General features: G+C 48.8%; 33 protein-coding genes and 1 rRNA gene. 2 read left to right on the top strand and 32 right to left on the bottom strand.

Going from position 1 to position 21,473, the window contains the following annotated elements; all coding sequences use genetic code 11:
* The 3 genes from EH198_RS23860 to EH198_RS23870 form a co-directional block, all read right to left on the bottom strand.
* Nucleotides 1-204, bottom strand: a 16S ribosomal RNA gene (locus EH198_RS23860); the annotation flags it as partial.
* 331 nt (nucleotides 205-535) lie between these two features.
* Nucleotides 536-766, bottom strand: coding sequence for a hypothetical protein (locus EH198_RS23865; protein ID WP_025336637.1), 231 nt, complete (start codon nucleotides 764-766; stop codon nucleotides 536-538).
* A 206-nt stretch (nucleotides 767-972) separates the two neighbouring features.
* The gene (locus EH198_RS23870) at nucleotides 973-1,572 is read right to left on the bottom strand and encodes a stage II sporulation protein M (RefSeq protein WP_124697979.1); all 600 of its coding nucleotides are present in this window, start codon (nucleotides 1,570-1,572) and stop codon (nucleotides 973-975) included.
* Nucleotides 1,573-1,677: 105 nt separating this feature from the next.
* Here EH198_RS23870 and pdaB point away from each other — a divergent pair, with 105 nt between their 5' ends.
* Nucleotides 1,678-2,481, top strand: a complete 804-nt coding sequence (gene pdaB, locus EH198_RS23875; protein ID WP_124697980.1) for a polysaccharide deacetylase family sporulation protein PdaB — start codon at nucleotides 1,678-1,680, stop codon at nucleotides 2,479-2,481.
* A 30-nt stretch (nucleotides 2,482-2,511) separates the two neighbouring features.
* Here the strand turns inward: pdaB and EH198_RS23880 are convergent, their stop codons facing one another.
* Together EH198_RS23880 and EH198_RS23885 are read right to left on the bottom strand one after the other, a co-directional pair.
* Complete coding sequence (locus EH198_RS23880; RefSeq protein ID WP_124697981.1) at nucleotides 2,512-3,333, bottom strand: PPK2 family polyphosphate kinase; 822 nt, start codon at nucleotides 3,331-3,333, stop codon at nucleotides 2,512-2,514.
* A 133-nt stretch (nucleotides 3,334-3,466) separates the two neighbouring features.
* The gene (locus tag EH198_RS23885) at nucleotides 3,467-4,066 is read right to left on the bottom strand and encodes a KinB-signaling pathway activation protein (protein ID WP_342772054.1); all 600 of its coding nucleotides are present in this window, start codon (nucleotides 4,064-4,066) and stop codon (nucleotides 3,467-3,469) included.
* A gap of 118 nt (nucleotides 4,067-4,184) precedes the next feature.
* On the opposite strand from EH198_RS23885, the gene gerD reads away from it, so the two are divergent.
* Nucleotides 4,185-4,877 carry a spore germination lipoprotein GerD gene (gerD, locus tag EH198_RS23890; protein ID WP_124697982.1) on the top strand — a complete coding sequence of 231 codons (693 nt, stop codon included), beginning with the start codon at nucleotides 4,185-4,187 and terminating at the stop codon, nucleotides 4,875-4,877.
* 72 nt (nucleotides 4,878-4,949) lie between these two features.
* Here the strand turns inward: gerD and EH198_RS23895 are convergent, their stop codons facing one another.
* The 27 genes from EH198_RS23895 to rplN form a co-directional block, all read right to left on the bottom strand.
* Complete coding sequence (locus EH198_RS23895) at nucleotides 4,950-6,044, bottom strand: Mrp/NBP35 family ATP-binding protein (protein ID WP_124698000.1); 1,095 nt, start codon at nucleotides 6,042-6,044, stop codon at nucleotides 4,950-4,952.
* A gap of 64 nt (nucleotides 6,045-6,108) precedes the next feature.
* Nucleotides 6,109-6,882, bottom strand: coding sequence for an N-acetylmuramoyl-L-alanine amidase CwlD (gene cwlD, locus EH198_RS23900; RefSeq protein ID WP_124697983.1), 774 nt, complete (start codon nucleotides 6,880-6,882; stop codon nucleotides 6,109-6,111).
* 76 nt (nucleotides 6,883-6,958) lie between these two features.
* Nucleotides 6,959-8,128 (bottom strand): sulfate adenylyltransferase, encoded by a 1,170-nt coding sequence (sat, locus tag EH198_RS23905; RefSeq protein WP_124697984.1) that lies wholly within the window; start codon nucleotides 8,126-8,128, stop codon nucleotides 6,959-6,961.
* Between the two features lie 38 nt (nucleotides 8,129-8,166).
* Entirely contained in the window at nucleotides 8,167-8,859 is a 693-nt protein-coding gene (locus EH198_RS23910) for a phosphoadenylyl-sulfate reductase (protein WP_124697985.1), read from the bottom strand.
* Between the two features lie 284 nt (nucleotides 8,860-9,143).
* Complete coding sequence (gene rpsI, locus EH198_RS23915; RefSeq protein WP_025336647.1) at nucleotides 9,144-9,536, bottom strand: 30S ribosomal protein S9; 393 nt, start codon at nucleotides 9,534-9,536, stop codon at nucleotides 9,144-9,146.
* A gap of 20 nt (nucleotides 9,537-9,556) precedes the next feature.
* The gene (rplM, locus tag EH198_RS23920) at nucleotides 9,557-9,994 is read right to left on the bottom strand and encodes a 50S ribosomal protein L13 (RefSeq protein ID WP_124697986.1); all 438 of its coding nucleotides are present in this window, start codon (nucleotides 9,992-9,994) and stop codon (nucleotides 9,557-9,559) included.
* Nucleotides 9,995-10,213: 219 nt separating this feature from the next.
* Nucleotides 10,214-10,993, bottom strand: a complete 780-nt coding sequence (truA, locus tag EH198_RS23925; RefSeq protein WP_124697987.1) for a tRNA pseudouridine(38-40) synthase TruA — start codon at nucleotides 10,991-10,993, stop codon at nucleotides 10,214-10,216.
* Between the two features lie 339 nt (nucleotides 10,994-11,332).
* Nucleotides 11,333-11,698: a 50S ribosomal protein L17 gene (gene rplQ, locus EH198_RS23930; RefSeq protein ID WP_038698974.1), complete on the bottom strand. Its 366-nt coding sequence runs from the start codon at nucleotides 11,696-11,698 to the stop codon at nucleotides 11,333-11,335.
* A gap of 34 nt (nucleotides 11,699-11,732) precedes the next feature.
* Nucleotides 11,733-12,677, bottom strand: a complete 945-nt coding sequence (locus EH198_RS23935) for a DNA-directed RNA polymerase subunit alpha (RefSeq protein WP_025693043.1) — start codon at nucleotides 12,675-12,677, stop codon at nucleotides 11,733-11,735.
* A 129-nt stretch (nucleotides 12,678-12,806) separates the two neighbouring features.
* Nucleotides 12,807-13,202, bottom strand: coding sequence for a 30S ribosomal protein S11 (gene rpsK / locus EH198_RS23940; protein ID WP_025336652.1), 396 nt, complete (start codon nucleotides 13,200-13,202; stop codon nucleotides 12,807-12,809).
* A 19-nt stretch (nucleotides 13,203-13,221) separates the two neighbouring features.
* Nucleotides 13,222-13,590, bottom strand: coding sequence for a 30S ribosomal protein S13 (gene rpsM, locus EH198_RS23945; protein WP_025693041.1), 369 nt, complete (start codon nucleotides 13,588-13,590; stop codon nucleotides 13,222-13,224).
* Between the two features lie 20 nt (nucleotides 13,591-13,610).
* The gene (gene rpmJ, locus EH198_RS23950; RefSeq protein ID WP_003322638.1) at nucleotides 13,611-13,724 is read right to left on the bottom strand and encodes a 50S ribosomal protein L36; all 114 of its coding nucleotides are present in this window, start codon (nucleotides 13,722-13,724) and stop codon (nucleotides 13,611-13,613) included.
* Nucleotides 13,725-13,860: 136 nt separating this feature from the next.
* Complete coding sequence (gene infA, locus EH198_RS23955) at nucleotides 13,861-14,076, bottom strand: translation initiation factor IF-1 (RefSeq protein ID WP_018753971.1); 216 nt, start codon at nucleotides 14,074-14,076, stop codon at nucleotides 13,861-13,863.
* Nucleotides 14,077-14,078: 2 nt separating this feature from the next.
* Nucleotides 14,079-14,387 carry a KOW domain-containing RNA-binding protein gene (locus EH198_RS23960; protein ID WP_124697988.1) on the bottom strand — a complete coding sequence of 103 codons (309 nt, stop codon included), beginning with the start codon at nucleotides 14,385-14,387 and terminating at the stop codon, nucleotides 14,079-14,081.
* A gap of 10 nt (nucleotides 14,388-14,397) precedes the next feature.
* A complete protein-coding gene (map, locus tag EH198_RS23965; protein ID WP_124697989.1) occupies nucleotides 14,398-15,150 on the bottom strand; it encodes a type I methionyl aminopeptidase in 753 nt (250 codons plus the stop codon).
* Nucleotides 15,151-15,154: 4 nt separating this feature from the next.
* Nucleotides 15,155-15,799 (bottom strand): adenylate kinase, encoded by a 645-nt coding sequence (locus EH198_RS23970; RefSeq protein ID WP_124697990.1) that lies wholly within the window; start codon nucleotides 15,797-15,799, stop codon nucleotides 15,155-15,157.
* Nucleotides 15,800-15,899: 100 nt separating this feature from the next.
* On the bottom strand, nucleotides 15,900-17,201 hold the full coding sequence (gene secY, locus EH198_RS23975) for a preprotein translocase subunit SecY (RefSeq protein WP_124697991.1): 1,302 nt from the start codon (nucleotides 17,199-17,201) through the stop codon (nucleotides 15,900-15,902).
* Nucleotides 17,201-17,641, bottom strand: a complete 441-nt coding sequence (gene rplO / locus EH198_RS23980; RefSeq protein ID WP_124697992.1) for a 50S ribosomal protein L15 — start codon at nucleotides 17,639-17,641, stop codon at nucleotides 17,201-17,203. The genes secY and rplO overlap by 1 nt, the downstream gene beginning before the upstream one ends.
* 41 nt (nucleotides 17,642-17,682) lie before the next feature.
* The gene (gene rpmD, locus EH198_RS23985; RefSeq protein WP_025697563.1) at nucleotides 17,683-17,868 is read right to left on the bottom strand and encodes a 50S ribosomal protein L30; all 186 of its coding nucleotides are present in this window, start codon (nucleotides 17,866-17,868) and stop codon (nucleotides 17,683-17,685) included.
* 14 nt (nucleotides 17,869-17,882) lie between these two features.
* Nucleotides 17,883-18,380, bottom strand: a complete 498-nt coding sequence (gene rpsE, locus EH198_RS23990; RefSeq protein ID WP_038698987.1) for a 30S ribosomal protein S5 — start codon at nucleotides 18,378-18,380, stop codon at nucleotides 17,883-17,885.
* Nucleotides 18,381-18,407: 27 nt separating this feature from the next.
* Nucleotides 18,408-18,776, bottom strand: coding sequence for a 50S ribosomal protein L18 (rplR, locus tag EH198_RS23995; RefSeq protein ID WP_025694124.1), 369 nt, complete (start codon nucleotides 18,774-18,776; stop codon nucleotides 18,408-18,410).
* 85 nt (nucleotides 18,777-18,861) lie between these two features.
* Nucleotides 18,862-19,404 carry a 50S ribosomal protein L6 gene (gene rplF / locus EH198_RS24000; RefSeq protein WP_124697993.1) on the bottom strand — a complete coding sequence of 181 codons (543 nt, stop codon included), beginning with the start codon at nucleotides 19,402-19,404 and terminating at the stop codon, nucleotides 18,862-18,864.
* 31 nt (nucleotides 19,405-19,435) lie between these two features.
* Nucleotides 19,436-19,834 carry a 30S ribosomal protein S8 gene (gene rpsH, locus EH198_RS24005; protein WP_025694125.1) on the bottom strand — a complete coding sequence of 133 codons (399 nt, stop codon included), beginning with the start codon at nucleotides 19,832-19,834 and terminating at the stop codon, nucleotides 19,436-19,438.
* A 33-nt stretch (nucleotides 19,835-19,867) separates the two neighbouring features.
* Nucleotides 19,868-20,053 (bottom strand): type Z 30S ribosomal protein S14, encoded by a 186-nt coding sequence (locus EH198_RS24010; RefSeq protein ID WP_036589425.1) that lies wholly within the window; start codon nucleotides 20,051-20,053, stop codon nucleotides 19,868-19,870.
* 49 nt (nucleotides 20,054-20,102) lie between these two features.
* Nucleotides 20,103-20,645 (bottom strand): 50S ribosomal protein L5, encoded by a 543-nt coding sequence (rplE, locus tag EH198_RS24015; protein ID WP_036589430.1) that lies wholly within the window; start codon nucleotides 20,643-20,645, stop codon nucleotides 20,103-20,105.
* 31 nt (nucleotides 20,646-20,676) lie between these two features.
* Nucleotides 20,677-21,030 (bottom strand): 50S ribosomal protein L24, encoded by a 354-nt coding sequence (rplX, locus tag EH198_RS24020; protein ID WP_084463070.1) that lies wholly within the window; start codon nucleotides 21,028-21,030, stop codon nucleotides 20,677-20,679.
* Between the two features lie 60 nt (nucleotides 21,031-21,090).
* Nucleotides 21,091-21,459 carry a 50S ribosomal protein L14 gene (rplN, locus tag EH198_RS24025; RefSeq protein WP_019908234.1) on the bottom strand — a complete coding sequence of 123 codons (369 nt, stop codon included), beginning with the start codon at nucleotides 21,457-21,459 and terminating at the stop codon, nucleotides 21,091-21,093.
* Between the last annotated feature and the right edge of the window lie 14 nt (nucleotides 21,460-21,473).

Genomic DNA, 21,473 nt, shown 5'->3' on the forward strand with positions numbered 1-21,473 from the left:
CGGTATGCACCAGAAGGTCTTATCCGGTATTAGCTACCGTTTCCGGTAGTTATCCCAGTCCAAGGGGCAGGTTGCCTACGTGTTACTCACCCGTCCGCCGCTAAGTCCTCATGAGAGCAAGCTCTCACGATGACTCCGCTCGACTTGCATGTATTAGGCACGCCGCCAGCGTTCGTCCTGAGCCAGGATCAAACTCTCCAATAAAGTATTGAAAGAGCGATTCGCTCATTTTGAAACATCTGACGAGAATTTGCATTCTCTTCATTTTTGAACTCGCTAGAAGCGAATTCCCACTCACTCGTTGTTCAGTTTTCAAAGATCAATTTCTCTTTCAGTGCATCGTCGCGTCTCTTGCAGCGACCTTTATAATATATCATACTACTTATCTTTTTGGCAAGCTTTTTTTCGAAAAACATTTTTTCGTTTTCATCTTGCCTGCGCTTCCTTAACATAACGAAAAGGAGCGCGAGATATAATGTATCACAGCGCCTCCCCTTTAGTCAACCTTTTATATTATAAATCGTCCATCTTCTGCTTAATGCTTGAATTGGGAAGAGCGGCCGCCCCAAGCGTATTTGGAAAGTTCCTTCTGCGGTGCAAACCGGGCATACATGCGAAAGACGGTTTTGTATCTGTTGGCAATAGCATGCCTGATATTTTGATCCAATCGTTGATCGCTGAGGTCCAACAGCATTTCATCCAGCTCTTTGCGCAGCACATAGTCCAGTTCTTTGCATTCTTTTTCGTTGAATAACATACCCAACATATGCTTGGCCTCCTTCTTTTCTTCTGATTGTACCGGAGATTCGGCTTGAACACCGCTTACACTAGATTAACCGAAGTGTCCGAATTATAACCATAACTATATATTTTTTCCTATACAAGTTGATATTTCATGCCTATTAGTTTATTACCCACAATTGCCGTTTTTGCGCTGCTGTGCTTTACTGTTATGCGCAATTATCCGGAATTTTATGATAATAAAGCAAAAGTAACGGTGCTCTCGATAACCGCCGCAATAAAGAGCAGGATTACGATCCAAATGGATGCCGTCAGTGTCTGGCGCATAAAAGATGACCAATCCCCTCCCGTCCGGTTTCTTCCAATCATGCTTGATGCCGTTTTGGCTCCAAACTGAAGGCCGAAAGCACAAGCTATGACGATAGCGGGAATTTCGATAATACCATGCGGAAGCAGCCCCTTAACAACTAGCTCGAATACATCCCGGTCTTGAAGAACGAATGAATGCACCAAATATCCGATAACGCCTCCATTGATCAGGAGAAAGATAGCCGGCAGGATTCCGAACAAAGCCCCTAAAAAAATAATAAGTACACCCTTAATGCTGTTATTCATGAAAATAAATGCAAAAAAGCTCAACTGCGGATTGGACGAATTCCGTAAATCTTCACTGATGCTGCCAAGTCCTTTTAGCTGCTCCATCAGAAGACGCTCCAATCCACCCGTTCCGAGCCATCCGGCGATAATACCGACGATAAATAGCAAACAGGAAATTGCCAGAGCCTTACGTATTTTAAGAATATCCCTGCCAAAAGTAAAAATGGAGAACATGTCTAACCTCCTGATCTTTTGCGTTTTATACGAAGTCATAACCCGACCGTACGAGCATACATTTAGAACAAACAAGCTTTCGTATGGGAGAGGAGTCTTGAGTTTATGAATTCCTTTTATGTATTCAGCGGCAAAAAAATAAAGCGTTTCTTCTATATTTGCGCCGCTGCTCTGCTTGCCGCCGGAGTCGTTTATGTAGAGCGCGGCAATATTACTGTTTTTTCCGAATCAGCCCCTTCCGCCATTTACAGCGTGCCAACGGAAAAAAAACTGATCGCCCTGACCTTTGACATCAGCTGGGGGGAAAAGCGACCGGGTCCGATCCTCAAAGTGCTTGAGGACAAAAAAGTCGACAAAGCCACGTTCTTCCTTTCTTCTCCCTGGAGCAAGACGCACCAGGACATTGTGGCGAACATCAAGAATGCGGGCTATGAAATCGGCAGCCACGGTCACAAGCATGTCAATTATAGTACGCTTAGCAGCGAGGAAATTCGAACTCAGATTACGACGGCAGGTACGGTTCTAACCGAATTAACCGGCAAAGAACCCAAACTGATTCGGATGCCCAACGGCGATTTTGATAAAAGAGTCCTGCAGGTGGCAAACGATCTCGGTTACAAAGTCATCCAATGGGATACCGATTCTCTTGATTGGAAAAATATTGGTGTTGAAAATATTGTGAAACGGGTGACTACCAAAGCCCATCCCGGCGATATCGTGCTGCTCCATGCCAGTGATTCCTGCAAACAGACCCACGAGGCGCTGCCTCTTATTATCGATGAGCTTCGCAGACAAGGGTATGAGTTCGTGACTGTCTCCGAGCTTATCGGCCAAGGCAGTGCCGAAGGCAAGGAAGTCCGGGATTCGGCATGGCTGAACAATCAATTGGAGGATGCCGCAGGTCTGTAATCACTATTAAGGGCAGGAACTTCCGATCGATCAATGCCGCGGGGAAATCAGCTCCGAAATGTCCGGAGTCGGCGTGTTCAGCTTCGGATAGGCGAGGTTCAGCTTTTCCAATGTCTTAACTACGATGTTCAATGACAAGTAGTTTCGGAACCAGCGGTGATTGGCGGGAATCCAGTACCATGGAGCATTATCGGTGGCGGTCTCTTTAAAAATATCTTCGTAAGCCTCCTGGTAGTCGTCCCAAAATTTTCGTTCTTCCAAATCGCTCACATCGAATTTCCAATGCTTGGTGGGATCTTGAAGCCGCTCCTGAATTTTTTCCAGCTGTTTTCCCTTCGAAATATGAAGAAAAAGCTTAATGATAATGGTGTTCTCCTCCGTCAGCATCTCTTCAAAGTGCCGGATCTGACGGAAACGCCGTTTGGTCTCATCCTTATCCTGGCTGCCATGAACGCGGGGCACCAGCACATCTTCGTAATGGGAGCGGTTGAAGGCCGAAATATATCCTTTTGCCGGGGTCTGTTTATGCACTCTCCATAAAAAATCATGGGCCGACTCATCCAGGGTCGGCTTTTTAAAGCTGGTTACCGTAAATCCCTGAGGATTGATTCCCGAAAAAACATGTTTAACCGTTCCGTCCTTACCGCTTGAGTCCATTCCTTGAAGGATGATGAGCAGCGAATGCTCCTTTTGGGCGAAGAAAATATCCTGAAGCTCGGCAAGACGTTCCTTAAGAGATACCATTTGGGTATCGGCCTCTTCTTTATTTTTAAAGCCGCCTGTCTCGTTAGGGTCTAGCTTTCTCAATATTTTGCCGCCTGTGTCTTTTATCATATAACGGTCAATGTTCATATATACCCCTCCCGAATTCGCAACGTGGTCTTTCTTTTATGTTTAACCCCGCCTTCCGGAATTTAATCGCCGCTTACGAAAAATAACCCCGCTTCCTTATTTCTTGGGAACGGGGTTATACTATCTCCCTCGGTTACTCGGCGGCCGGCTGCAAGATGCGGTGAAGTCTCAAAATCTGGAATGCATTACAAGCGATCAGCGGAACCACGATAAATAAAGTTGCATTGTCTACACCGATCCGCAACACACCGATCATTTCCACAATCGTAATGCCGGTCATGAAGAAAAAAGTCGGAATCCAGGCCGAAGCGTTGGTGTCCCGGACTTTGAAATGGGCCACCGCAAGGGCTGTAAACAAAATCGAAAGACCGAGAGCCAGATCGGCAATAAGACTGCGGCCACCCCCTATGAATGAACGAAGAAAAAACAAATCAAACAAGGCGAGGAGCGCTAGAACGAGCTGTATGTATTGCCATATTTTTCGCTGAAACACGCCGAATCCCATGTAGTTCAAAATCAGATATGCGAAGAAGCCAAGCTGAGAGTAGACGCTTACAAGCATTCCGTAACCAAATAAAATAAACGTAAATAGCATCAAGTCCGATATGCCTTTAAAAGGAATAGCGCCGGTGATTCCCTGAAGCGCCAGTCCTGCCGCGACAGCTCCCAAGGAACCGATCAGCAGCGTTGTCCAGAACAGATGAAACCATTTTTTTATATTCAGGCCGCTCACCCCCGTGACAGATTTATTTTACCAAGGTTGCCGCCAAAAAACCATTCCGCCGCAACATAATTGTGTTTTCTCAACGGCATACTACATAACAATATCCCCATAAAAGGAGGACGGCCTAATGAGACGGGCGGTAATACGCAACAGCGGAATCGCACTTGGACTGATTCTGATCTTGACGGCCTGCGGGAGCGAGCAGAGCGGTTCTTCATCACAGCAATTCAGCTATAAGGAAATGAAGACCATGGTTGTCGATATATTAAAAAGCGAAGAAGGCAAAAAGGCAGTAGAGGAAGCCCTCTCCTCTCCAAGCTCAGGCGGTGCTGGAGGAGGCGGAAGCGGCACAATGAGCATGAAGATGCTGCCGCTGCAAACGAATGAGCAAATAAAGCTGGCTGTAAAAGATACGATTACGGCTCCTGAGTATCAAAAGGAAATTGAGAAAATTATGACGGACCCTCAGTTTGCAGGAGATTTTGCCAAAGCCATCAGCTCTCAGAGCAAGCAGCTGCATCTTCAGCTAATCAAAGACCCGACCTATCAGAAATCCGTAGGTGAAATTATGAAATCCCCCGAAATGATGAAAATGTTCCTTGATTTAACCAAAACGCCGGATTATCGCAAACAGACGATGACCGTGATGCAGGAGACGATGCAAAATCCTCTGTTCCGGATGGAAGTGCTCTCTTTGCTTAAGACGGTCGTTCAGGAAGAACTCCAGCCAAAAGTTGAGAAAAAGGAAGGCGGCCAGGGCGGCGGTGGCGGTGGCGGCGATGGAGAGGGACAACAAAGCGGCAAAGAAGGCGAATCTTGAGGATAGAAAATTGTGACTTTGGCCGTAATAAAGCCAGGCTCTTTGACGGAGAGCCTGGCTTTATTGTTTGATTTATTCACATTTAATGATTATTCGCTCCGCGATATCGTCGAACAACCGTGCAGTGTCTGTTCCCGCCTTGTAAACGGAAGGGGAGAAATCGAGTTCGGAGACATGGTTCTCCGGCGCTCCAAGCGGGATTTGACCCAGCAGGTCCGTATGCAGCGTCTCCGCCAGCCTTGCTCCGCCGCCACGACCGAAGATATAATCCTTTTGACCGCAGGCGGAGCATTGATAATAAGCCATATTTTCAACGACACCAAGGATCTCGTGATCCGTCTGCAGCGCCATAGAGCCCGCTCTCGCCGCCACAAACGCCGCTGTCGCGTGAGGAGTGGTTACAATCACCTCTTTGCTCTGCGGCAGCATTTGATGTACGTCAAGGGCCACATCGCCCGTTCCCGGGGGCAAGTCCAACAGCATATAGTCAAGCTCTCCCCAACCGACATCGCTGAAGAATTGGCGCAGCATTTTGCCCAGCATCGGTCCGCGCCAGATCACCGGGTTATTTTCTCGGATAAAAAAGCCCATCGATATCACTTTCACACCGAAGCGCTCAACGGGAATGATCGTTCCTTCTTCAACGACAGGCCCTTCCTCGATCCCCATCATATCCGGTACACTGAAGCCGTAAATGTCGGCATCGATCAAACCAACCTTTTTACCTTTTCGCGCAAGAGCGGCAGCCAGGTTAACCGTAACAGTCGATTTGCCGACCCCACCCTTGCCGCTGGCTATGGCAATAAAGTGAATTCCCGAATCCTCGCGTAGCAGCTCATGTCCTTCCAGACCCGCCGTGTGGCCTTTCAGCTTCTCTTCGCCGCCTTCGGCTGTGCCGCTCCTTCTCAGAAGAGAGCGTTCATGGTCGGTTGCGTCCCGCAAACGGATATGAACATTCTCGGCGCCGCCTTCCCGCAGACGTTCCCTTACCTCTTGTTCGAGTTCCATTCTTTTTGCTTCATCCGTTTCCAAGCATACGAGCGATAAAGAAATGTGGTCTTCCTTCGTCAAAATATCGCGGATCAACTGCAGTTCAATCAGGCTTTTTCCGGTTTCCGGGTCGGCAATTGGCAGCAGCAGTTCTTGAATTTGTTCCCTGGACAGCATTGGAAAACACCCCTGTTCTGTAACCGGCAGCTTATTGACCGGATTCATTTTGTCCATTATAGCATTACCTTTTAGGGGATGAGTAGTCCTTCGCCCGTTCGCCCGCCTCATACCGCAAAATGCCTCTATAAATGCTTGTAGCCACTTTCCGTTGATACATGTCGTCGCCGAGCAGAACCGATTCCTGCGGATGAGACAGAAAGCCCACTTCGACAAGGATCGAGGGCATTTTGAGCGCCTGCAGCAAATACACCGTATTTACCGTTTTCGCGGTTCGGTTCGTATTCGAAAGCACTGTCCGAATCTCATTCTGTACAAGCCTGGCCAGCGCTTCGTTATCCGGATGATTCGGATAGTAAAAAACTTGAGCGCCGCTCCAGCGGTTTGAAGGAATGCTGTTCATATGAATACTTATGAAAAGATCGACTTTCTTATCCTCGATCGTCCGAACCCGTTGTTTGAGGTCTTCCGTCTTCCGCTTGCTGTAGCCTTTCGTCTCCGTCCCGGCAAGGTCGTAATCGCCTTCCCGTGTCATGACGACGATGGCGCCCGCCTGCTGCAAATAATCGCGTAAATACAGCGAGACGGCCAGGTTGATGTCCTTTTCAATCAAACCGCCACGGCTGACCGCTCCCCCATCGGGTCCGCCATGCCCCGCATCGATCGCAATGACTTTGCCGGATAGCGGCAGGCTCCAATAATTCCATGTTCTCGCGGTAGGCATATCGTATGAAATAATGCCCAGCAGCAGAGCCAAGAGAAGGGCGCCCCCTATCCCTTTTTTCATGCTGCTCCAAGAGATCCAGACCGAGACTTTATGCTTGTTGCGGCCGGACATAATAAAAGACCCCCTCGTCCCGATAGATTCTACTCATCTATATGGGACAAGAGGGTCAAATAGTACCTCTAATTCATTATGAAGTTGTAACTTCCTTCATGCCTTCGATGAGAATTTGGGCAACCTCAGGCCGGGAGAATTCCGGCGGCGGGCATACTCCTTCACGTAGCATGGCGCGCACTTTGGTGCCCGACAAGGCTACATGATCTTCTTTTGTATGAGGGCATGTCTTATTTGAAGCCATGTTTCCGCATTTCTTGCAGAAGAAGCTGTGTTCGAAGAACAGCGGTGTAATATCAAGCTCTTCGGCTGTGAAATTGGAGAAGATCTCCTGGGCTTCATATGTTCCGTAATAATCGCCCACACCGGCATGGTCACGGCCTACAATAAAATGGGTACAGCCGTAGTTTTTGCGGACCATGGCATGGAAAATCGCTTCACGCGGACCAGCATAGCGCATGGCTGCCGGGAACACCCCGAGGAATGTCCGGTTCTTCGGATAGTAATTTTCCAAAAGGGCCAGGTAGCTCTTCATGCGCACGTTCGCAGGCACATCATCCGACTTCGTCTCGCCAACCAGCGGGTTAAGGAACAAGCCGTCCACGATTTCCATTGCAGATTTTTGAATATATTCATGGGCGCGGTGAACAGGATTCCGAGTCTGAAAGCCCACAACCTTTCTCCAGCCATTTTCGGCAAAAATTTCACGGGTCTTGGCCGGGTCAAAATAAAACTCACCGAATTTCTCCGGCTGCGGACGGTTCAAAACGGTAATCGGACCGCCGACATAAGTTGCATTACGGGCAAACAGCTTGCTTACGCCAGGATGCTCAGGGTCGGTTGTTTTAAAAACATTCTGAGCTTCAACCTCCTGATCGACACTGTAAATGCTCTCGACATTCAGAAGACCGTATATTTTGCCGTCCTCTTCACCGACCAGAGCCAATCTCTCGCCGATCTTCAAAGAAGCGGCTTCCTCATCGCTAAGAGACAGCGTAATCGGAATGCTCCATACCGTTCCATTCGAAAGACGCATATTTTTCACGACCGAATGATAGTCCTCTTCGTTCAGAAATCCGGTAAGCGGGGAAAAAGCGCCGACACCGATCAAGTCCAGATCGGAAATCGTCCATGTATTGATGGCGATTCGTTTAAATCCCGCCGCTTCCTGAAGCAGCTGTTCTCTCTCCTTGCCTTCAGCTATCCGGTTGATCAACTTTCCGCCATGCGGAAGGATTGCAGTCATCTATTTTCTTCCCTTCTCTGTTGTAAAGATTGTATATCTTATTTGTGAAGTCCGCATTCCGTCTTGTCCGATCCAGACCAGCGTCCGGCACGAGGATCTTCGCCAGGCATAACGGCGCGAGTGCAATATTCGCAACCGATGCTTGGGAAATGGCGGTCATGCAGCGGGTTGTAGATGATTTCGTTGGTGCGGATGTAGTTCCATACATCTTCAGTTGTCCAGTGCGCGATTGGGTTAAATTTCACAAGACCGAATTTGTAATCATATTCAATCTTCTTTGCATTGGCGCGGGTCGGCGCCTGGTCGCGGCGGATGCCGGTAATCCATGCATCATACTGGGACAATATGCGTGTCAGCGGTTCTACCTTGCGGATATTGCAGCATTGGTTCGGCTCTGTTTTCCACAGTTCCTCGCCATATTGCTGGGCTTGCTCCTCAGGAGTGATTTGCGGGGCTACCCGCACGAACTCCAAATTGTATTTGGCCGCTATCTTATCTCTCGTTTCATAGGTTTCCTGGAAGTGAAAATCCGTATCCAGGTAGAAAATATCAGTAGACGGACTTACTTTTTGCAGCATGTCGACCAGTACAACGTCCTCGGCTCCAAAGCTGCAGGCAAACGTTATATTTGGAAAAGTGTCCACTGCCCAGCGAATAATCTCCTCAGGCGTGGCATTCTCTAATTCTTCAGCCTTCACTTTGATTAATTCTTCTTTTTCAAGCAAATTCATTGCGTATTCCTCCATCCCAAAATAAAACTTCAGTTTAAATTCCAACTAAGTTCATATGAAATAAGTATATAACTTTCCCAATGGATGTCAATGATATTTCAGCATTAAAACATTCCAATTTGCCATATGTTTATTACAGGAAAATAAAAAGCATCCAATAGGATGCAAAGATTAGAAGGTTATAAGAGGAATTTAAAAATTTCTGCGAATATGTGGTTTGGATAAGAATAAAAGCCCCCGGCCGTAAAGGCCGAGGGCTGAAATTCCTTGATACACAAGGGATATTAACGTTTCGAGAACTGAGGAGCGCGACGAGCGGCTTTGAGGCCGTATTTCTTACGTTCCTTCATACGTGGGTCACGAGTCAGGAATCCGGCTTTCTTCAGGGAAGAACGGTATTCCGGATCTGCTTTCAGCAGAGCGCGGGAAATGCCGTGACGGATTGCGCCGGCTTGACCGGAGATTCCTCCGCCGTGAGCAATTACCAGAACATCATAGTTGCCCAGTGTTTCAGTCAGGGTCAGAGGTTGTTTTACGATCAGTTTGAGTGTTTCCAAACCGAAATATTCGTTGATATCGCGTTTGTTAATGACAATGCGTCCTTCACCCGGTACGAGGCGAACACGTGCTACCGAATGTTTACGACGACCTGTCCCATAGTATTGTACTTGTGCCATGAAACTGTCCTCCTTTATTCTTATCCGCGAAGTTCGTAAACTTCAGGTTTTTGTGCTGCGTGTGGATGCTCTGCGCCGGCATAAACTTTCAATCTCAGCTTCATTGCGTTGCCTTGACGGGTCTTCGGAATCATACCGTAAACGGCGGATTCGATTACACGCTCAGGCTTGGTGTTCAGCAAGGTTTCAGCTGTTGTTACTTTCAGACCGCCCGGATGCAGCGAGTGACGGTAGTATTTCTTGTTTTGCAGCTTCTTGCCAGTCAGGTGAATCTTCTCGGCGTTGATAACGATGACGAAATCGCCAGTATCAACATGAGGTGTAAATTGCGGTTTGTGTTTGCCGCGGATCAAAGCAGCGGCTTCACTTGCCAGACGGCCGAGTGTTTTGCCTTCGGCATCGATAATATGCCAGTTGCGTTCAACTTCGTTCGGCTTCGCCATGTAGGTGGTACGCATGAATAGTTCCTCCTCGTTCTCGTACGAAAATCTCGTATATCTGATTTCTCATCGAAAGTACATTTTTGGTTGTTTGATAAAGCATTTTTGGGGTTATCTTGATCGGGGCTGTGGGATAGCCATCAAGAAAACACAACTTTTATTTTACAGGATAAACATACCGAGCGCAAGGGATTTTTCGATAGTTCATTAACTTTTTTTCGCTAATAAAAATAGTCGTCAATCTCCAGCATCCTCGTAATTGACACTCCACAGAGCCAGGCCTTTAGCCAAAGCCGTCGGCCCCGCGGCCGCCCGGTCACATGCCGCCAATATGTCCGCAACATCGTTCGGTCTGCGCTTTGCTTCCCCCACCTGAATCAGTGTGCCCATGATGATCCGAACCATATGCTGCAAAAAACCGCTTCCGGTAATGTAAGTATGAATGACCCCCTGATCGGTCGAATCGGGCCGGCACATGCTGCGGTCTATCTCCATATGAGCCTCGTAAATCGTGCGGACATGAGAAGTCTTTGTTGATTTACGCGAGGCGAAGGAAGTGAAGTCATATGTGCCGATCAGAAGTTCCAGTCCCTGCTCCATCGCCTTCACATCAAGAGCCACGGGATGATGAAACTGAAAGCGCCGCTGAAAAGGGTCCGGAAACCGGTTGCCATTGATGGTATAGCGATAAGTCTTCCGCTTGGCTCCCCTCCGGGAGTGAAAAGTGAGCGGCACTTCATGAGCTTCCGTAACGACGATATCTTCCGGCAAACGGGCGTTTAGTGCCAGGCACCACCGCTCAAGCGGTATAAGCGAGGCCGTTTCGAAATTAAAGGGCTGCCCATAGGCGTGCACGCCGGCGTCCGTACGACCGGAAGCGGTAATCTTCACCACATCGCCGGTTAGATGGGTTATGGCCCGCTCAAGCATATCCTGAACCGTATTGCCTCCTGGCTGGGTCTGAAAGCCATCATAGTTCGTACCGTCATAGGTGACTTTCATGAATAGATTGCGCATTCGGCTCTCCCTCCTTCTCAAAAAAAAGAAGCCCCTTCGGGAGCTCCTTCCATTGAACAAGCGGATTTCCGCGGTTTACTGCACGACTGGCGGACACCTATGCAGATATCCGGTAGATCACGCCGTCGGTAGGAGCCGGGACATGACGCCGTCTCTCTCAGCTTGTAACACCGCCCTATTAAGAGCTTCCCATAGATGGGTCACGTTAAAGCAAGCCGAAAGAAGAACCGGGCCATATTCCACTGATACAATAACACGGATCATCCCCTATTCTATCCATTCCCTTAAAGGAAAACGGGCACAGGGGGCAATCGGGAAATCAATGCTTGCTGCCTTTACCTAGGCACGGTCTACCAGTTCAAGGTAAACCATAGGTGCCGAGTCGCCGCGGCGAGGTCCGAGCTTCAGGATACGAGTGTATCCGCCTGCGCGTTCCGTGTAGCGCGGTGCGATTTCAGCGAACAGCTTTTGAATTGCGTCTTGCTCTCCGTCGACGGTTTCGCGGCGCACGAATGCAGCGACTTGACGACGGGCATGCAGATCGCCCTTCTTAGCTTTCGTAATCAGTTTTTCGGCGATGGAACGAACTTCCTTCGCTTTCGCTTCCGTTGTTTGGATGCGCTCATATAAGAACAGGTCCGTTACCAAGTCGCGGAACAATGCTTTACGCGCACTGGAATCACGGCCTAACTTTTGGTATGCCATGTTTTTCCCTCCTCTACTTCGTCAATCTTATCGCTTATTCTTCGGTACGAAGACCCAAACCGAGCTCTTCGAGCTTTTCCTGTACTTCTTCCAAAGATTTGCGGCCCAAGTTGCGGACCTTCATCATATCTTCTTCCGTTTTCGTGGTAAGCTCCTGCACCGTATTGATGCCGGCGCGTTTGAGACAGTTGTAGGAACGAACCGAAAGATCCAGCTCTTCGATTGTCATCTCAAGCACTTTTTCTTTTTTGTCTTCTTCTTTTTCGACCATAATTTCGGCATCCTTCGCTTCATCCGTAAGACCTACGAACAAAACAAGGTGCTCATTCAAAATTTTGGCTCCAAGGCTAACAGCCTCTTCCGGTCTAATGCTGCCATCCGTCCAGATTTCCATCGTCAACTTGTCGTAGTTGGTCACTTGACCGACACGAGTGTTGTCGATTGTGTAGTTCACGCGGGAAATTGGAGTGTAGATGGAATCAACCGGAATAACACCGATCGGCTGGTCTTCACGCTTGTTACGGTCCGCTTGGACATAGCCGCGACCACGGCCTGCAAATATACGCATGTGAAGTCTCGCGCCTGGTCCCAGCGTTGCAATATGAAGGTCCGGGTTAAGGATCTCAACATCGCTGTCCGCACGAATGTCACCTGCGGTTACGACGCCTTCCCCCTCAGCATCAATCTCGAACACCTTCTCTTCGTCTGAATGAATCTTCAGGGAAAGAGCTTTGAGGTTCAAAATGATTTCGGTCACGTCTTCCATTACGCCGGGAACGGTGGAGAACTCATGCAGAACGCCGTCAATTTGGACCGAGGTCACTGCGGCTCCCGGAAGGGAGGACAACAGTATCCGGCGAAGCGAGTTCCCCAGAGTCGTGCCATATCCACGTTCCAGCGGTTCTACTACGAATTTCCCATAGGTTCCTTCATCATTGGCTTCTACGGTCTCAATCTTCGGCTTTTCGATTTCTATCACGAGTGTACCCTCCTTCAACGTCGCTCCTATATGAAACTGTCACCCCATCAGGTGTATCATGTAGTATGCCTAAACAACCATTATTAGCAGATGGTGCCGGTTTTATACCACATTTACATCGCTGATTCACTATACGCGGCGACGTTTCGGCGGACGGCATCCATTATGCGGAACCGGAGTTACGTCTTTAATGAGGTTAACTTCAAGACCAGCGGCTTGAAGGGAACGGATGGCTGCCTCGCGGCCCGCGCCCGGTCCTTTAACCATAACTTCAACACTCTTCATGCCATGCTCCATTGCTGCCTTGGCTGCAACTTCTGCCGCCATTTGAGCTGCGAACGGAGTCGACTTACGGGAGCCTCTAAATCCTTGGCCGCCGGAGCTTGCCCAGGAAATAGCGTTGCCGTGAGGATCCGTGATGGTAACGATAGTATTGTTGAACGTGGAACGGATATGTGCCACTCCGGATTCGATATTTTTACGGTCGCGACGTTTGGTACGTACGACTTTTTTCGGTTTAGCCATTGTCTCTTATCACCCCTTATTATTTCTTCTTGTTTGCTACCGTACGACGCGGGCCTTTCCGGGTACGGGCATTCGTTTTGGTACGTTGACCGCGAACAGGCAAGCCGCGACGGTGACGAACACCGCGGTAGCAGCCAATCTCGGTAAGACGTTTAATATTCAAGGAAATTTCACGACGCAGGTCGCCTTCTACTTTGACCGATTTGTCGATCGTTTCACGCAATTTGCTGACTTCATCTTCCGTCAAATCACGGACACGTGTGTTAACGTCGATCCCTGTTTCTTTCAAAATTTTCTGGGAAGTCGTTCTACCGATTCCGAAAATATAAGTCAAGGCGATCTCAACGCGTTTGTCACGTGGCAAATCCACTCCAGCTATACGAGCCATTTTACGCTACACCCCCTTCTTTAACCTTGTTTTTGTTTGTGCTTCGGATTTTCGCAAATTACCATTACAGTCCCCTTGCGACGGATGACTTTGCATTTCTCGCAAATGGGCTTTACAGAAGGTCTTACCTTCATGCTTATTACCTCCTCAAAGTTTTACGCAGTAAAACTGGCTTTGAAAGCTCCTGCTCAGTTTTACCTGTAGTAAAACTGGCTTCGAAAGCATACGCTACCGTTCCGCATAAAGCAAAACTTCAATCGTAGTTCCCATCTATTTACGGTAAGTTATACGACCTTTAGACAAATCATAAGGCGATAACTGTACGACCACCTTGTCTCCGGTCAAAATACGGATAAAGTGCATCCGAAGCTTACCTGACACGTGGGCAAGAATTTGATGGCCGTTTTCCAACTCTACCTTAAACGTTGCGTTCGGCAACGGTTCAATGACGGTGCCTTCCACCTCAATGACATCTTCTTTAGCCACAGTTATTCTCCTTTCTTCATAGCGCTTATTCCGGCGGTACGCACGTAATCCATTACTGCATAACGGAGTTTTCCGTTTGTTACCCGGCCGGTTTCTTTCAGACTGTTCACAACCTCGCTGCTAATGATCGGAGTGAGCTCCAGATGAAGAGTATTCTTCTTCTTCGGCCCATCAAACTTTCGTTTGTCCCCATCCGCAATATACACAAACCTGCTGTCCACAACAGCGATGACCACGGCAATCTCTCCAGCTTCTTTGCCTTTGAGTATTTTCACCAATTGACCGACCTGCGGGCTGCTCTCGGCATTCAACAAAGATCACCTACGCATTCAGTTTTGTGAAAATTTCCATGCCTTCCGACGTAACCGCCACCGTGTGCTCAAAGTGAGCGCACAGAGAGCCGTCCACCGTCACGACCGTCCAGTTATCTTCCAGCGTTCGGACATAACGTTTGCCCGCATTAACCATCGGCTCGATGGCGAGCACCATGCCTGCCTTCAGCCGCGGTCCGCGGTCTGCAATGCCATAGTTCGGAATTTGCGGTTCTTCATGCAGTTCTGCCCCAACGCCATGTCCTACATACTCGCGTACTACCGAGAATCCGGCTTCTTCGATATATTTCTGGATAGCGTGGGAGATTGTAAACAAGCGCACATCCGGCTTAATCAGCTCAAGTCCTGCGTACAGGGAGCCTTCCGTTACATCCAGCAACCGCTGGGCTTCTTCGGATATGCTGCCCACCCCGTAGGTCCAAGCGGAGTCACCGTGATATCCCTTGTACTGCGCTCCGATGTCAAGCGATACGATATCGCCTTCCACCAGTTTGCGTTTTCCGGGAAACCCATGCACCAACTGATCGTTGACTGAAGCGCAAATGCTGGCAGGAAAACCGTTGTAGCCTTTAAAAGACGGCACGGCACCTTGACTGCGAATGTATTGATCGGCGATTCTATCGAGCTCTCCGGTCGTAATTCCAGGCTCAATGGCCTGTGCCATGAGACGGTGAGTCTCGGCAACAATTCGTCCCGCTTCTCTCATAAAGGCAAGTTCCTGTTCGGACTTACATATGATCATTACACTAACCTCGCAGTAAAGACACAATTTCGGCGGAAACGACGTCGATTTCGTTTTCCCCGTTCACCTGACGCAAAAGACCTTTATTCTCATAAAAGTGAAGCAGCGGCGCCGTCTTGCTGTCATACTCATCCAAGCGCTTGCCTACACTTTCTTCATTGTCATCCGGACGCTGATACAGCGCTCCGCCGTCAATGTCGCAAATGCCTTCTTGTTTCGGCGGGTTGAAGATCAAATGATACGAAGCGCCACACACCGTGCAGATCCGCCGTCCGGTCAGACGGGCCATAAGCAGTCCGCGGTCCACGTTCAAATTGATGACATGATCCAGAGAAGTGTTCATGCGGACAAGCAGCTCATCCAGCGCTTCCGCTTGCGAAAGAGTTCTTGGAAAGCCGTCCAATAAAAAACCTTTTTCGCAATCGGACTGCTGCAGCCGTTCTTCCACAATTCCAATCGTTACATCATCCGGTACAAGCAAGCCTTGATCAATAAAGGACTTGGCCTTCAGCCCAACTGGAGTTCCCTGCTTGATCGCGAGACGAAAAGCGTCTCCCGTCGAGATATGAGGTATATCCAGTTCCTTTACGATAACCGCAGCTTGTGTTCCCTTGCCTGCCCCAGGCGGGCCCATGAAAAGGATGTTCACGTTACGTCTCTCCCCAGTTAACAGGATCGCCACCAGGCAAGAAACAGCACAATAGGCGCCGGGAAGTCTGTAGATGAGCCGCTTCACCGGAACCTATCGCCTATTTGTTAATGAAGCCTTTGTAATGGCGTTTAATCAATTGGCTCTCGATCTGCTTCATCGTATCCAGCGCGACGCCGATAACGATAAGCAGCGAGGTGCCGCCGATCTTCACCGAACGAGGCAAGCCGGTCACGTTACCGAAGAATACCGGAAGCACAGAGATGACAGCCAGGAACAGCGCGCCCGACATCGTCAGACGGGACATTACCCGGGTCAAATACTTCTCCGTCGCCTTGCCCGGACGAATGCCGGGAATGTAACCGCCGTTCTTTTTCATATTGTCAGCCATCTGCTGCGGATTCATCTGAACAAACGTGTAGAAGAACGTGAATCCGATGATCATGATCACATAAAGGACCATGCCGAGCGGCTTATCATACCAAAGGTGAGTGCTGACCCACTTCGCCCAGGCATGAGTCGACCAAAAGTTGGCGATGACAATCGGGAATTGAAGCAGCGATACGGCAAAGATAACAGGGATTACGCCCGCCGCATTGATTTTAAGCGGAATATGCGTGTTTTGTCCACCGTACATTTTGTTGCCGACTACGCGCTTTGCATACTGTACGGGGATTTTTCGAATACCTTGCTGTACGAAGATAACCCCTGTGATAATCGCCACAACCACAATTGCAACGACCACGACTTTAAGAATATTCAGGAAAGTCTGCCCCGGCTGGATAAAGCTCGATTGCGCCGTTGCCGTAAAATATCCCGGAATGCCTGCGACGATTCCCGCAAAAATCAGGATCGAAATCCCGTTTCCGATACCCCTCTCGGTGATTTGCTCACCAAGCCACATCAGAAATGAAGTACCTGCCGTCAAAATGATGGCAACGAGCAGATAATCGGCAATCGTTGCATTTGGCATCATTTGTGTACCATAGATCCGGTTGAAACCGACCGAGGTTGCAAAACCCTGAATCAGAGCCAGCACTACCGTACCGTAACGGGTAATTTGCGCCAGCTGCTTTTTACCGTGTTCACCCTGCTTTGCCCATTCGGCAAATTTCGGCACTACATCCATCGACAAAAGCTGCACGATGATGGATGCGGTAATGTACGGGTAAATACTGATCGCAAAGATGGAGAAGTTTTTAAGCGCTCCGCCCGAAAACGTATTGAACAAACTCATCAAGGCGTTTCCAGCCTCGTTGCCTGTCGATTCAAATACCGTTTTGTCCACGCCGGGAACCGGCACGAACGAACCGAGGCGGTAGATAATAAAAACAAACAGGGTAAACAGAATTTTTTTGCGCAAATCTTCAACATGCCATATATTCTTAAGCGTCTTGAACATTAGATCACCTCGGTTTTACCGCCGGCAGCCTCGATTTTCTCTACCGCAGATTGAGAGAACTTGTTTGCTTGTACCGAAAGTTTTACAGTGATTTCTCCATTGCCGAGGATTTTGATGCCGCTCTTCGTGTTCTTCACAACGCCTGTTTCAACCAGCAGTTGAGGCGTAACTTCCGTTCCTTCTGCAAAGCTGTTCAGTTCCTCAAGGTTCACAATCGCATACTCTTTACGGGTAGGATTGACGAAACCACGCTTAGGCAGACGACGATAGAGTGGGTTTTGGCCACCCTCGAAGCCCGGACGTACACCACCGCCGGAACGAGAGTTTTGACCTTTATGACCACGGCCGGATGTTTTGCCGTTACCGCTGGAAGTACCGCGACCTACACGGTTGCGTTCTTTGCGGGAACCTGGAGCCGGAGCGAGTTCATGTAACTTCATCGTTTGCACCTCCTTATGTCTATTAATGGGTAATAGGCGACTTAGCCTTCAATTTCAGTAACGGATACGAGATGGCTCACTTTATTGATCATTCCGCGAATCGCAGGATTATCGTTGTGAACCACGGACGAGTTGAGTTTACGCAGGCCGAGCGTCTTAACGGTCACACGTTGTGTTTCCGGACGTCCGATTAAGCTGCGAACGAGGGTAATTTGCAGTTTTGCCATTGACGTTCCCCTCCTTAACCGCGAAGCTCTTCGACAGATTTGCCGCGAAGTTTCGCGACCTCTTCAATGCGCTTCAGACGGGACAATCCCTCCAAAGTTGCATTGACCATATTCATGGAGTTCGAAGAACCCAAAGATTTTGTCAAAATATCGCCTACACCGGCCAGTTCCAGTACCGCACGAACAGGTCCGCCTGCGATAACACCAGTACCTTGCGATGCCGGTTTCAGCAGAACGCGTCCAGCGCCGAAATGTCCGGTAACCAGGTGAGGAATCGTTGTTCCTACGAGTGGAACTTGGATCAGGTTTTTCTTGGCGTCTTCGATGCCTTTACGGATCGCATCCGGAACTTCGCCGGCTTTACCGATACCCGCACCGACCCAGCCTTTGCCGTCGCCGACAACAACCAGTGCGCTGAAGCTGAAACGGCGTCCGCCTTTTACAACTTTAGCAACGCGGTTAATGTGGACAACTCTTTCTGTCAGCTCTAAAGTGTTTGGATCTACACGCAAGTCGTTAACCTCCTTTTAAGAATGTTTCTAGAACTCAAGACCAGCTTCACGAGCTGCATCAGCGAGCGCTTGAATCCGTCCATGGTACAGGTAGCCTCCGCGGTCAAATACCACAACGGTATGTCCTTTTGCTTTGGCGCGCTCAGCGACCAATTGGCCGACTTTGCTTGCAGCTTCAACGCTGCCGCCGTTGCCAACAGAATCTTTCAATTCTTTATCGAGCGTCGATGCGGATGCGATCGTTACGCCTTTAACATCGTCGATCAGTTGAGCATAAATGTGTTTGGAAGAGCGGAACACATTCAGGCGAGGGCGTTCAGTAGTACCTTCGATTTTCTTACGTACACGCAGGTGTCTTTTGACACGAGCTTTATTTTTGTCCTCTTTTGTAATCATGACTTCCTTTTCACTCCCTTCACTTTGCCTTAAGGCAGCTTCACGTTAAGACGCAATAAGCATCTTAGGATCAAGGCCAGCCGGCTTATTTCTTCTTACCGGCTTTACCTTCTTTACGGATAATGCGTTCGCCCTCATATTTAATCCCTTTGCCTTTATATGGCTCAGGTTCGCGTACGGAACGAATCTTCGCGGCATATGCGCCTACGCGTTCTTTGTCGATGCCTTTTACGATGATTTTCGTGTTGGCAGGAACTTCGAACTCGATGCCCGGTTCCGGAGTGATCTCAACCGGATGGGAGTAGCCGACGTTCAAAACGATTTTATCTCCGGTTTTGTTTGCACGATATCCGACCCCAACCAGTTCCAGAGATTTGGAGAATCCTTCGGTCACGCCGCTAACCATGTTGTTGACAACGGAGCGGGTTGTGCCGTGAAGAGAGCGATGCAGTTTGTTGTCCGAAGGACGAACAACAAGAATTTCGTTATTTTCAACCGTAACCTTCATATCTTTATGAAGTTCACGAGTCAAAGTACCTTTAGGACCTTTAACGGTAATGACAGTGTTGTTCACCGTCACGTCTACACCGCTAGGTACTGCGATTGGTTTACGACCAATACGAGACATTTGTGTTGCACCTCCTTATCTTGTGACGTGATTACCAAACGTAGGCGAGAACTTCGCCGCCGGATTTTGCTTGACGAGCTTCCTTGTCGGTCATAACTCCCTTGGAAGTGGAGATAATCGCGATGCCCAGTCCGCCGAGTACACGTGGAACCTCGTTGCTCTTTGTGTATACGCGCAGGCCTGGCTTACTGATTCTTTTCAGACCGGTAATAACACGTTCTTGTTGCGGGCCGTACTTCAGGAAAATACGGATAAGCCCTTGTTTGTTATCTTCAACAAATTCCGCATCACGGATGAAGCCTTCACGCTTCAGGATATCGGCGATTTGTTTTTTCAATGTCGAAGCAGGCAGCTCTACGGTTTCGTGACGCACGATGTTGGCGTTACGAATACGAGTAAGCATATCTGCGATAGGATCAGACATAGTCATTTGGTGTAAACCTCCTTCCCGTATATAAACTTCTTACCAGCTTGCTTTTTTCACGCCAGGAATCTGGCCTTTATAAGCTAATTCACGGAAACAAATTCTGCAAATTTTGAACTTTTGCAGTACCGAATGTGGACGACCGCAACGCTCACAGCGTGTATATGCACGCACTTTGAATTTCGGCTCGCGTTGTTGTTTAACTTTCATCGAAGTTTTTGCCACTTTAGCCTGACACCTCCTAAACAGTTTCGGAGAATTGGACGACCGAACCTTACTTCGCGAAAGGCATTCCCAGTTGAGCCAGCAGCTCGCGGGATTCCTCATCCGTCTTTGCTGTCGTTACGATTACGATATCCATACCGCGGACTTTGTCCACCTTGTCGTATTCAATCTCAGGGAAAATCAATTGTTCTTTCAGACCCAGTGTGTAGTTGCCGCGGCCGTCGAAAGCTTTGGTCGATACACCGTGGAAGTCACGAACGCGCGGAAGCGTTACGTTGAACAATTTATCCAGGAAGTAGTACATGCGTTCACCGCGAAGGGTTACCTTAACGCCGATCGGCATATTCTCGCGCAGTTTGAAACCAGCGATAGACTTCTTGGCTTTCGTGATTACCGGTTTTTGACCAGCGATCAGCTGCATATCGTTCACAGCGGAATCAAGCACCTTCGAGTTTTGCACGGCGTCGCCTACGCCCATGTTGATAACAACCTTCTCGATTTTCGGTACTTGCATAACCGTTTTATAGTTAAACTTCTGAATCAGAGCCGGCGTAATCTCGTTCAGAAAACGTTCTTTCATTCTTGCTGCCATGAAGAGTTAACCTCCTTTCTTAAGCACTATATTAGTCGATGATCTCTCCGGATCTTTTCGCTACGCGAACCTTCTTGCCGTTGTCCAGCACTTTGTAACCGATACGGGTTACTTTGCCGCTCTTCGGATCGATGTGCATAACGTTGGATACATGGATCGCAGCTTCCTGCTCGATGATGCCGCCTTGCGGATTTTGCTGGTTAGGCTTCTGGTGTTTCTTCACCATGTTCACGCCTTCTACCAGAACGCGGTTTTTACGCGGATACGCGGCGATGACGCGGCCTTTTTTGCCTTTGTCTTTCCCGCTGATCACCATAACCACATCGTCTTTTTTGACATGCAGTTTGTTGTTATGGGATTCCAGAACTTTTTTCACTCTAGGCATTTGTTACACCTCCTGGTTCTAAGCCTTTTGCAAGTTGCTATATGAGCCGCCTAAGCGGTATTAGATAACTTCCGGTGCCAAGGAAACGATCTTCATGTAATCCTTGTCGCGAAGTTCGCGGGCAACTGGTCCGAAAATACGCGTTCCGCGCGGGCTTCTGTCGTCTTTTACAACAACTGCTGCGTTCTCGTCAAATGCGATGTAAGATCCGTCCTTACGGCGTACAGAGCGCTTCGTGCGCACAACCACCGCTTTTACTACATCACCTTTTTTGACAACGCCGCCTGGTGTTGCTTGTTTTACCGAGCAAACGATCAGATCGCCGATAGCAGCTGTCCGACGTCCAGTACCACCCAATACGCGGATACACATCAGTTCCTTCGCACCGGAGTTGTCAGCTACATGCAAGCGTGTAAATGGTTGAATCATTATTATTTCCTCCT

The sequence above is a fragment of the Paenibacillus rhizophilus genome, assembly GCF_003854965.1.
GTDB lineage: Bacteria > Bacillota > Bacilli > Paenibacillales > Paenibacillaceae > Paenibacillus_AQ > Paenibacillus_AQ rhizophilus.

What these genes read in the sequence shown, in the direction of transcription:
- EH198_RS23865 (WP_025336637.1), bottom strand. Translation starts at nt 766, where the DNA reads ATGTTGGGTATGTTATTCAACGAAAAAGAATGCAAAGAACTGGACTAT.
- EH198_RS23870 (WP_124697979.1), bottom strand. Translation starts at nt 1,572, where the DNA reads ATGTTCTCCATTTTTACTTTTGGCAGGGATATTCTTAAAATACGTAAG.
- pdaB (WP_124697980.1), top strand. Translation starts at nt 1,678, where the DNA reads ATGAATTCCTTTTATGTATTCAGCGGCAAAAAAATAAAGCGTTTCTTC.
- EH198_RS23880 (WP_124697981.1), bottom strand. Translation starts at nt 3,333, where the DNA reads ATGAACATTGACCGTTATATGATAAAAGACACAGGCGGCAAAATATTG.
- gerD (WP_124697982.1), top strand. Translation starts at nt 4,185, where the DNA reads ATGAGACGGGCGGTAATACGCAACAGCGGAATCGCACTTGGACTGATT.
- EH198_RS23895 (WP_124698000.1), bottom strand. Translation starts at nt 6,044, where the DNA reads ATGCTGTCCAGGGAACAAATTCAAGAACTGCTGCTGCCAATTGCCGAC.
- cwlD (WP_124697983.1), bottom strand. Translation starts at nt 6,882, where the DNA reads ATGTCCGGCCGCAACAAGCATAAAGTCTCGGTCTGGATCTCTTGGAGC.
- sat (WP_124697984.1), bottom strand. Translation starts at nt 8,128, where the DNA reads ATGACTGCAATCCTTCCGCATGGCGGAAAGTTGATCAACCGGATAGCT.
- EH198_RS23910 (WP_124697985.1), bottom strand. Translation starts at nt 8,859, where the DNA reads ATGAATTTGCTTGAAAAAGAAGAATTAATCAAAGTGAAGGCTGAAGAA.
- rpsI (WP_025336647.1), bottom strand. Translation starts at nt 9,536, where the DNA reads ATGGCACAAGTACAATACTATGGGACAGGTCGTCGTAAACATTCGGTA.
- rplM (WP_124697986.1), bottom strand. Translation starts at nt 9,994, where the DNA reads ATGCGTACCACCTACATGGCGAAGCCGAACGAAGTTGAACGCAACTGG.
- truA (WP_124697987.1), bottom strand. Translation starts at nt 10,993, where the DNA reads ATGCGCAATCTATTCATGAAAGTCACCTATGACGGTACGAACTATGAT.
- rplQ (WP_038698974.1), bottom strand. Translation starts at nt 11,698, where the DNA reads ATGGCATACCAAAAGTTAGGCCGTGATTCCAGTGCGCGTAAAGCATTG.
- rpsK (WP_025336652.1), bottom strand. Translation starts at nt 13,202, where the DNA reads ATGGCTAAACCGAAAAAAGTCGTACGTACCAAACGTCGCGACCGTAAA.
- rpsM (WP_025693041.1), bottom strand. Translation starts at nt 13,590, where the DNA reads ATGGCTCGTATAGCTGGAGTGGATTTGCCACGTGACAAACGCGTTGAG.
- rpmJ (WP_003322638.1), bottom strand. Translation starts at nt 13,724, where the DNA reads ATGAAGGTAAGACCTTCTGTAAAGCCCATTTGCGAGAAATGCAAAGTC.
- map (WP_124697989.1), bottom strand. Translation starts at nt 15,150, where the DNA reads ATGATCATATGTAAGTCCGAACAGGAACTTGCCTTTATGAGAGAAGCG.
- secY (WP_124697991.1), bottom strand. Translation starts at nt 17,201, where the DNA reads ATGTTCAAGACGCTTAAGAATATATGGCATGTTGAAGATTTGCGCAAA.
- rplO (WP_124697992.1), bottom strand. Translation starts at nt 17,641, where the DNA reads ATGAAGTTACATGAACTCGCTCCGGCTCCAGGTTCCCGCAAAGAACGC.
- rpmD (WP_025697563.1), bottom strand. Translation starts at nt 17,868, where the DNA reads ATGGCAAAACTGCAAATTACCCTCGTTCGCAGCTTAATCGGACGTCCG.
- rplR (WP_025694124.1), bottom strand. Translation starts at nt 18,776, where the DNA reads ATGATTACAAAAGAGGACAAAAATAAAGCTCGTGTCAAAAGACACCTG.
- rplF (WP_124697993.1), bottom strand. Translation starts at nt 19,404, where the DNA reads ATGTCTCGTATTGGTCGTAAACCAATCGCAGTACCTAGCGGTGTAGAC.
- rpsH (WP_025694125.1), bottom strand. Translation starts at nt 19,834, where the DNA reads ATGACTATGTCTGATCCTATCGCAGATATGCTTACTCGTATTCGTAAC.
- rplE (WP_036589430.1), bottom strand. Translation starts at nt 20,645, where the DNA reads ATGGCAGCAAGAATGAAAGAACGTTTTCTGAACGAGATTACGCCGGCT.
- rplX (WP_084463070.1), bottom strand. Translation starts at nt 21,030, where the DNA reads ATGCCTAGAGTGAAAAAAGTTCTGGAATCCCATAACAACAAACTGCAT.
- rplN (WP_019908234.1), bottom strand. Translation starts at nt 21,459, where the DNA reads ATGATTCAACCATTTACACGCTTGCATGTAGCTGACAACTCCGGTGCG.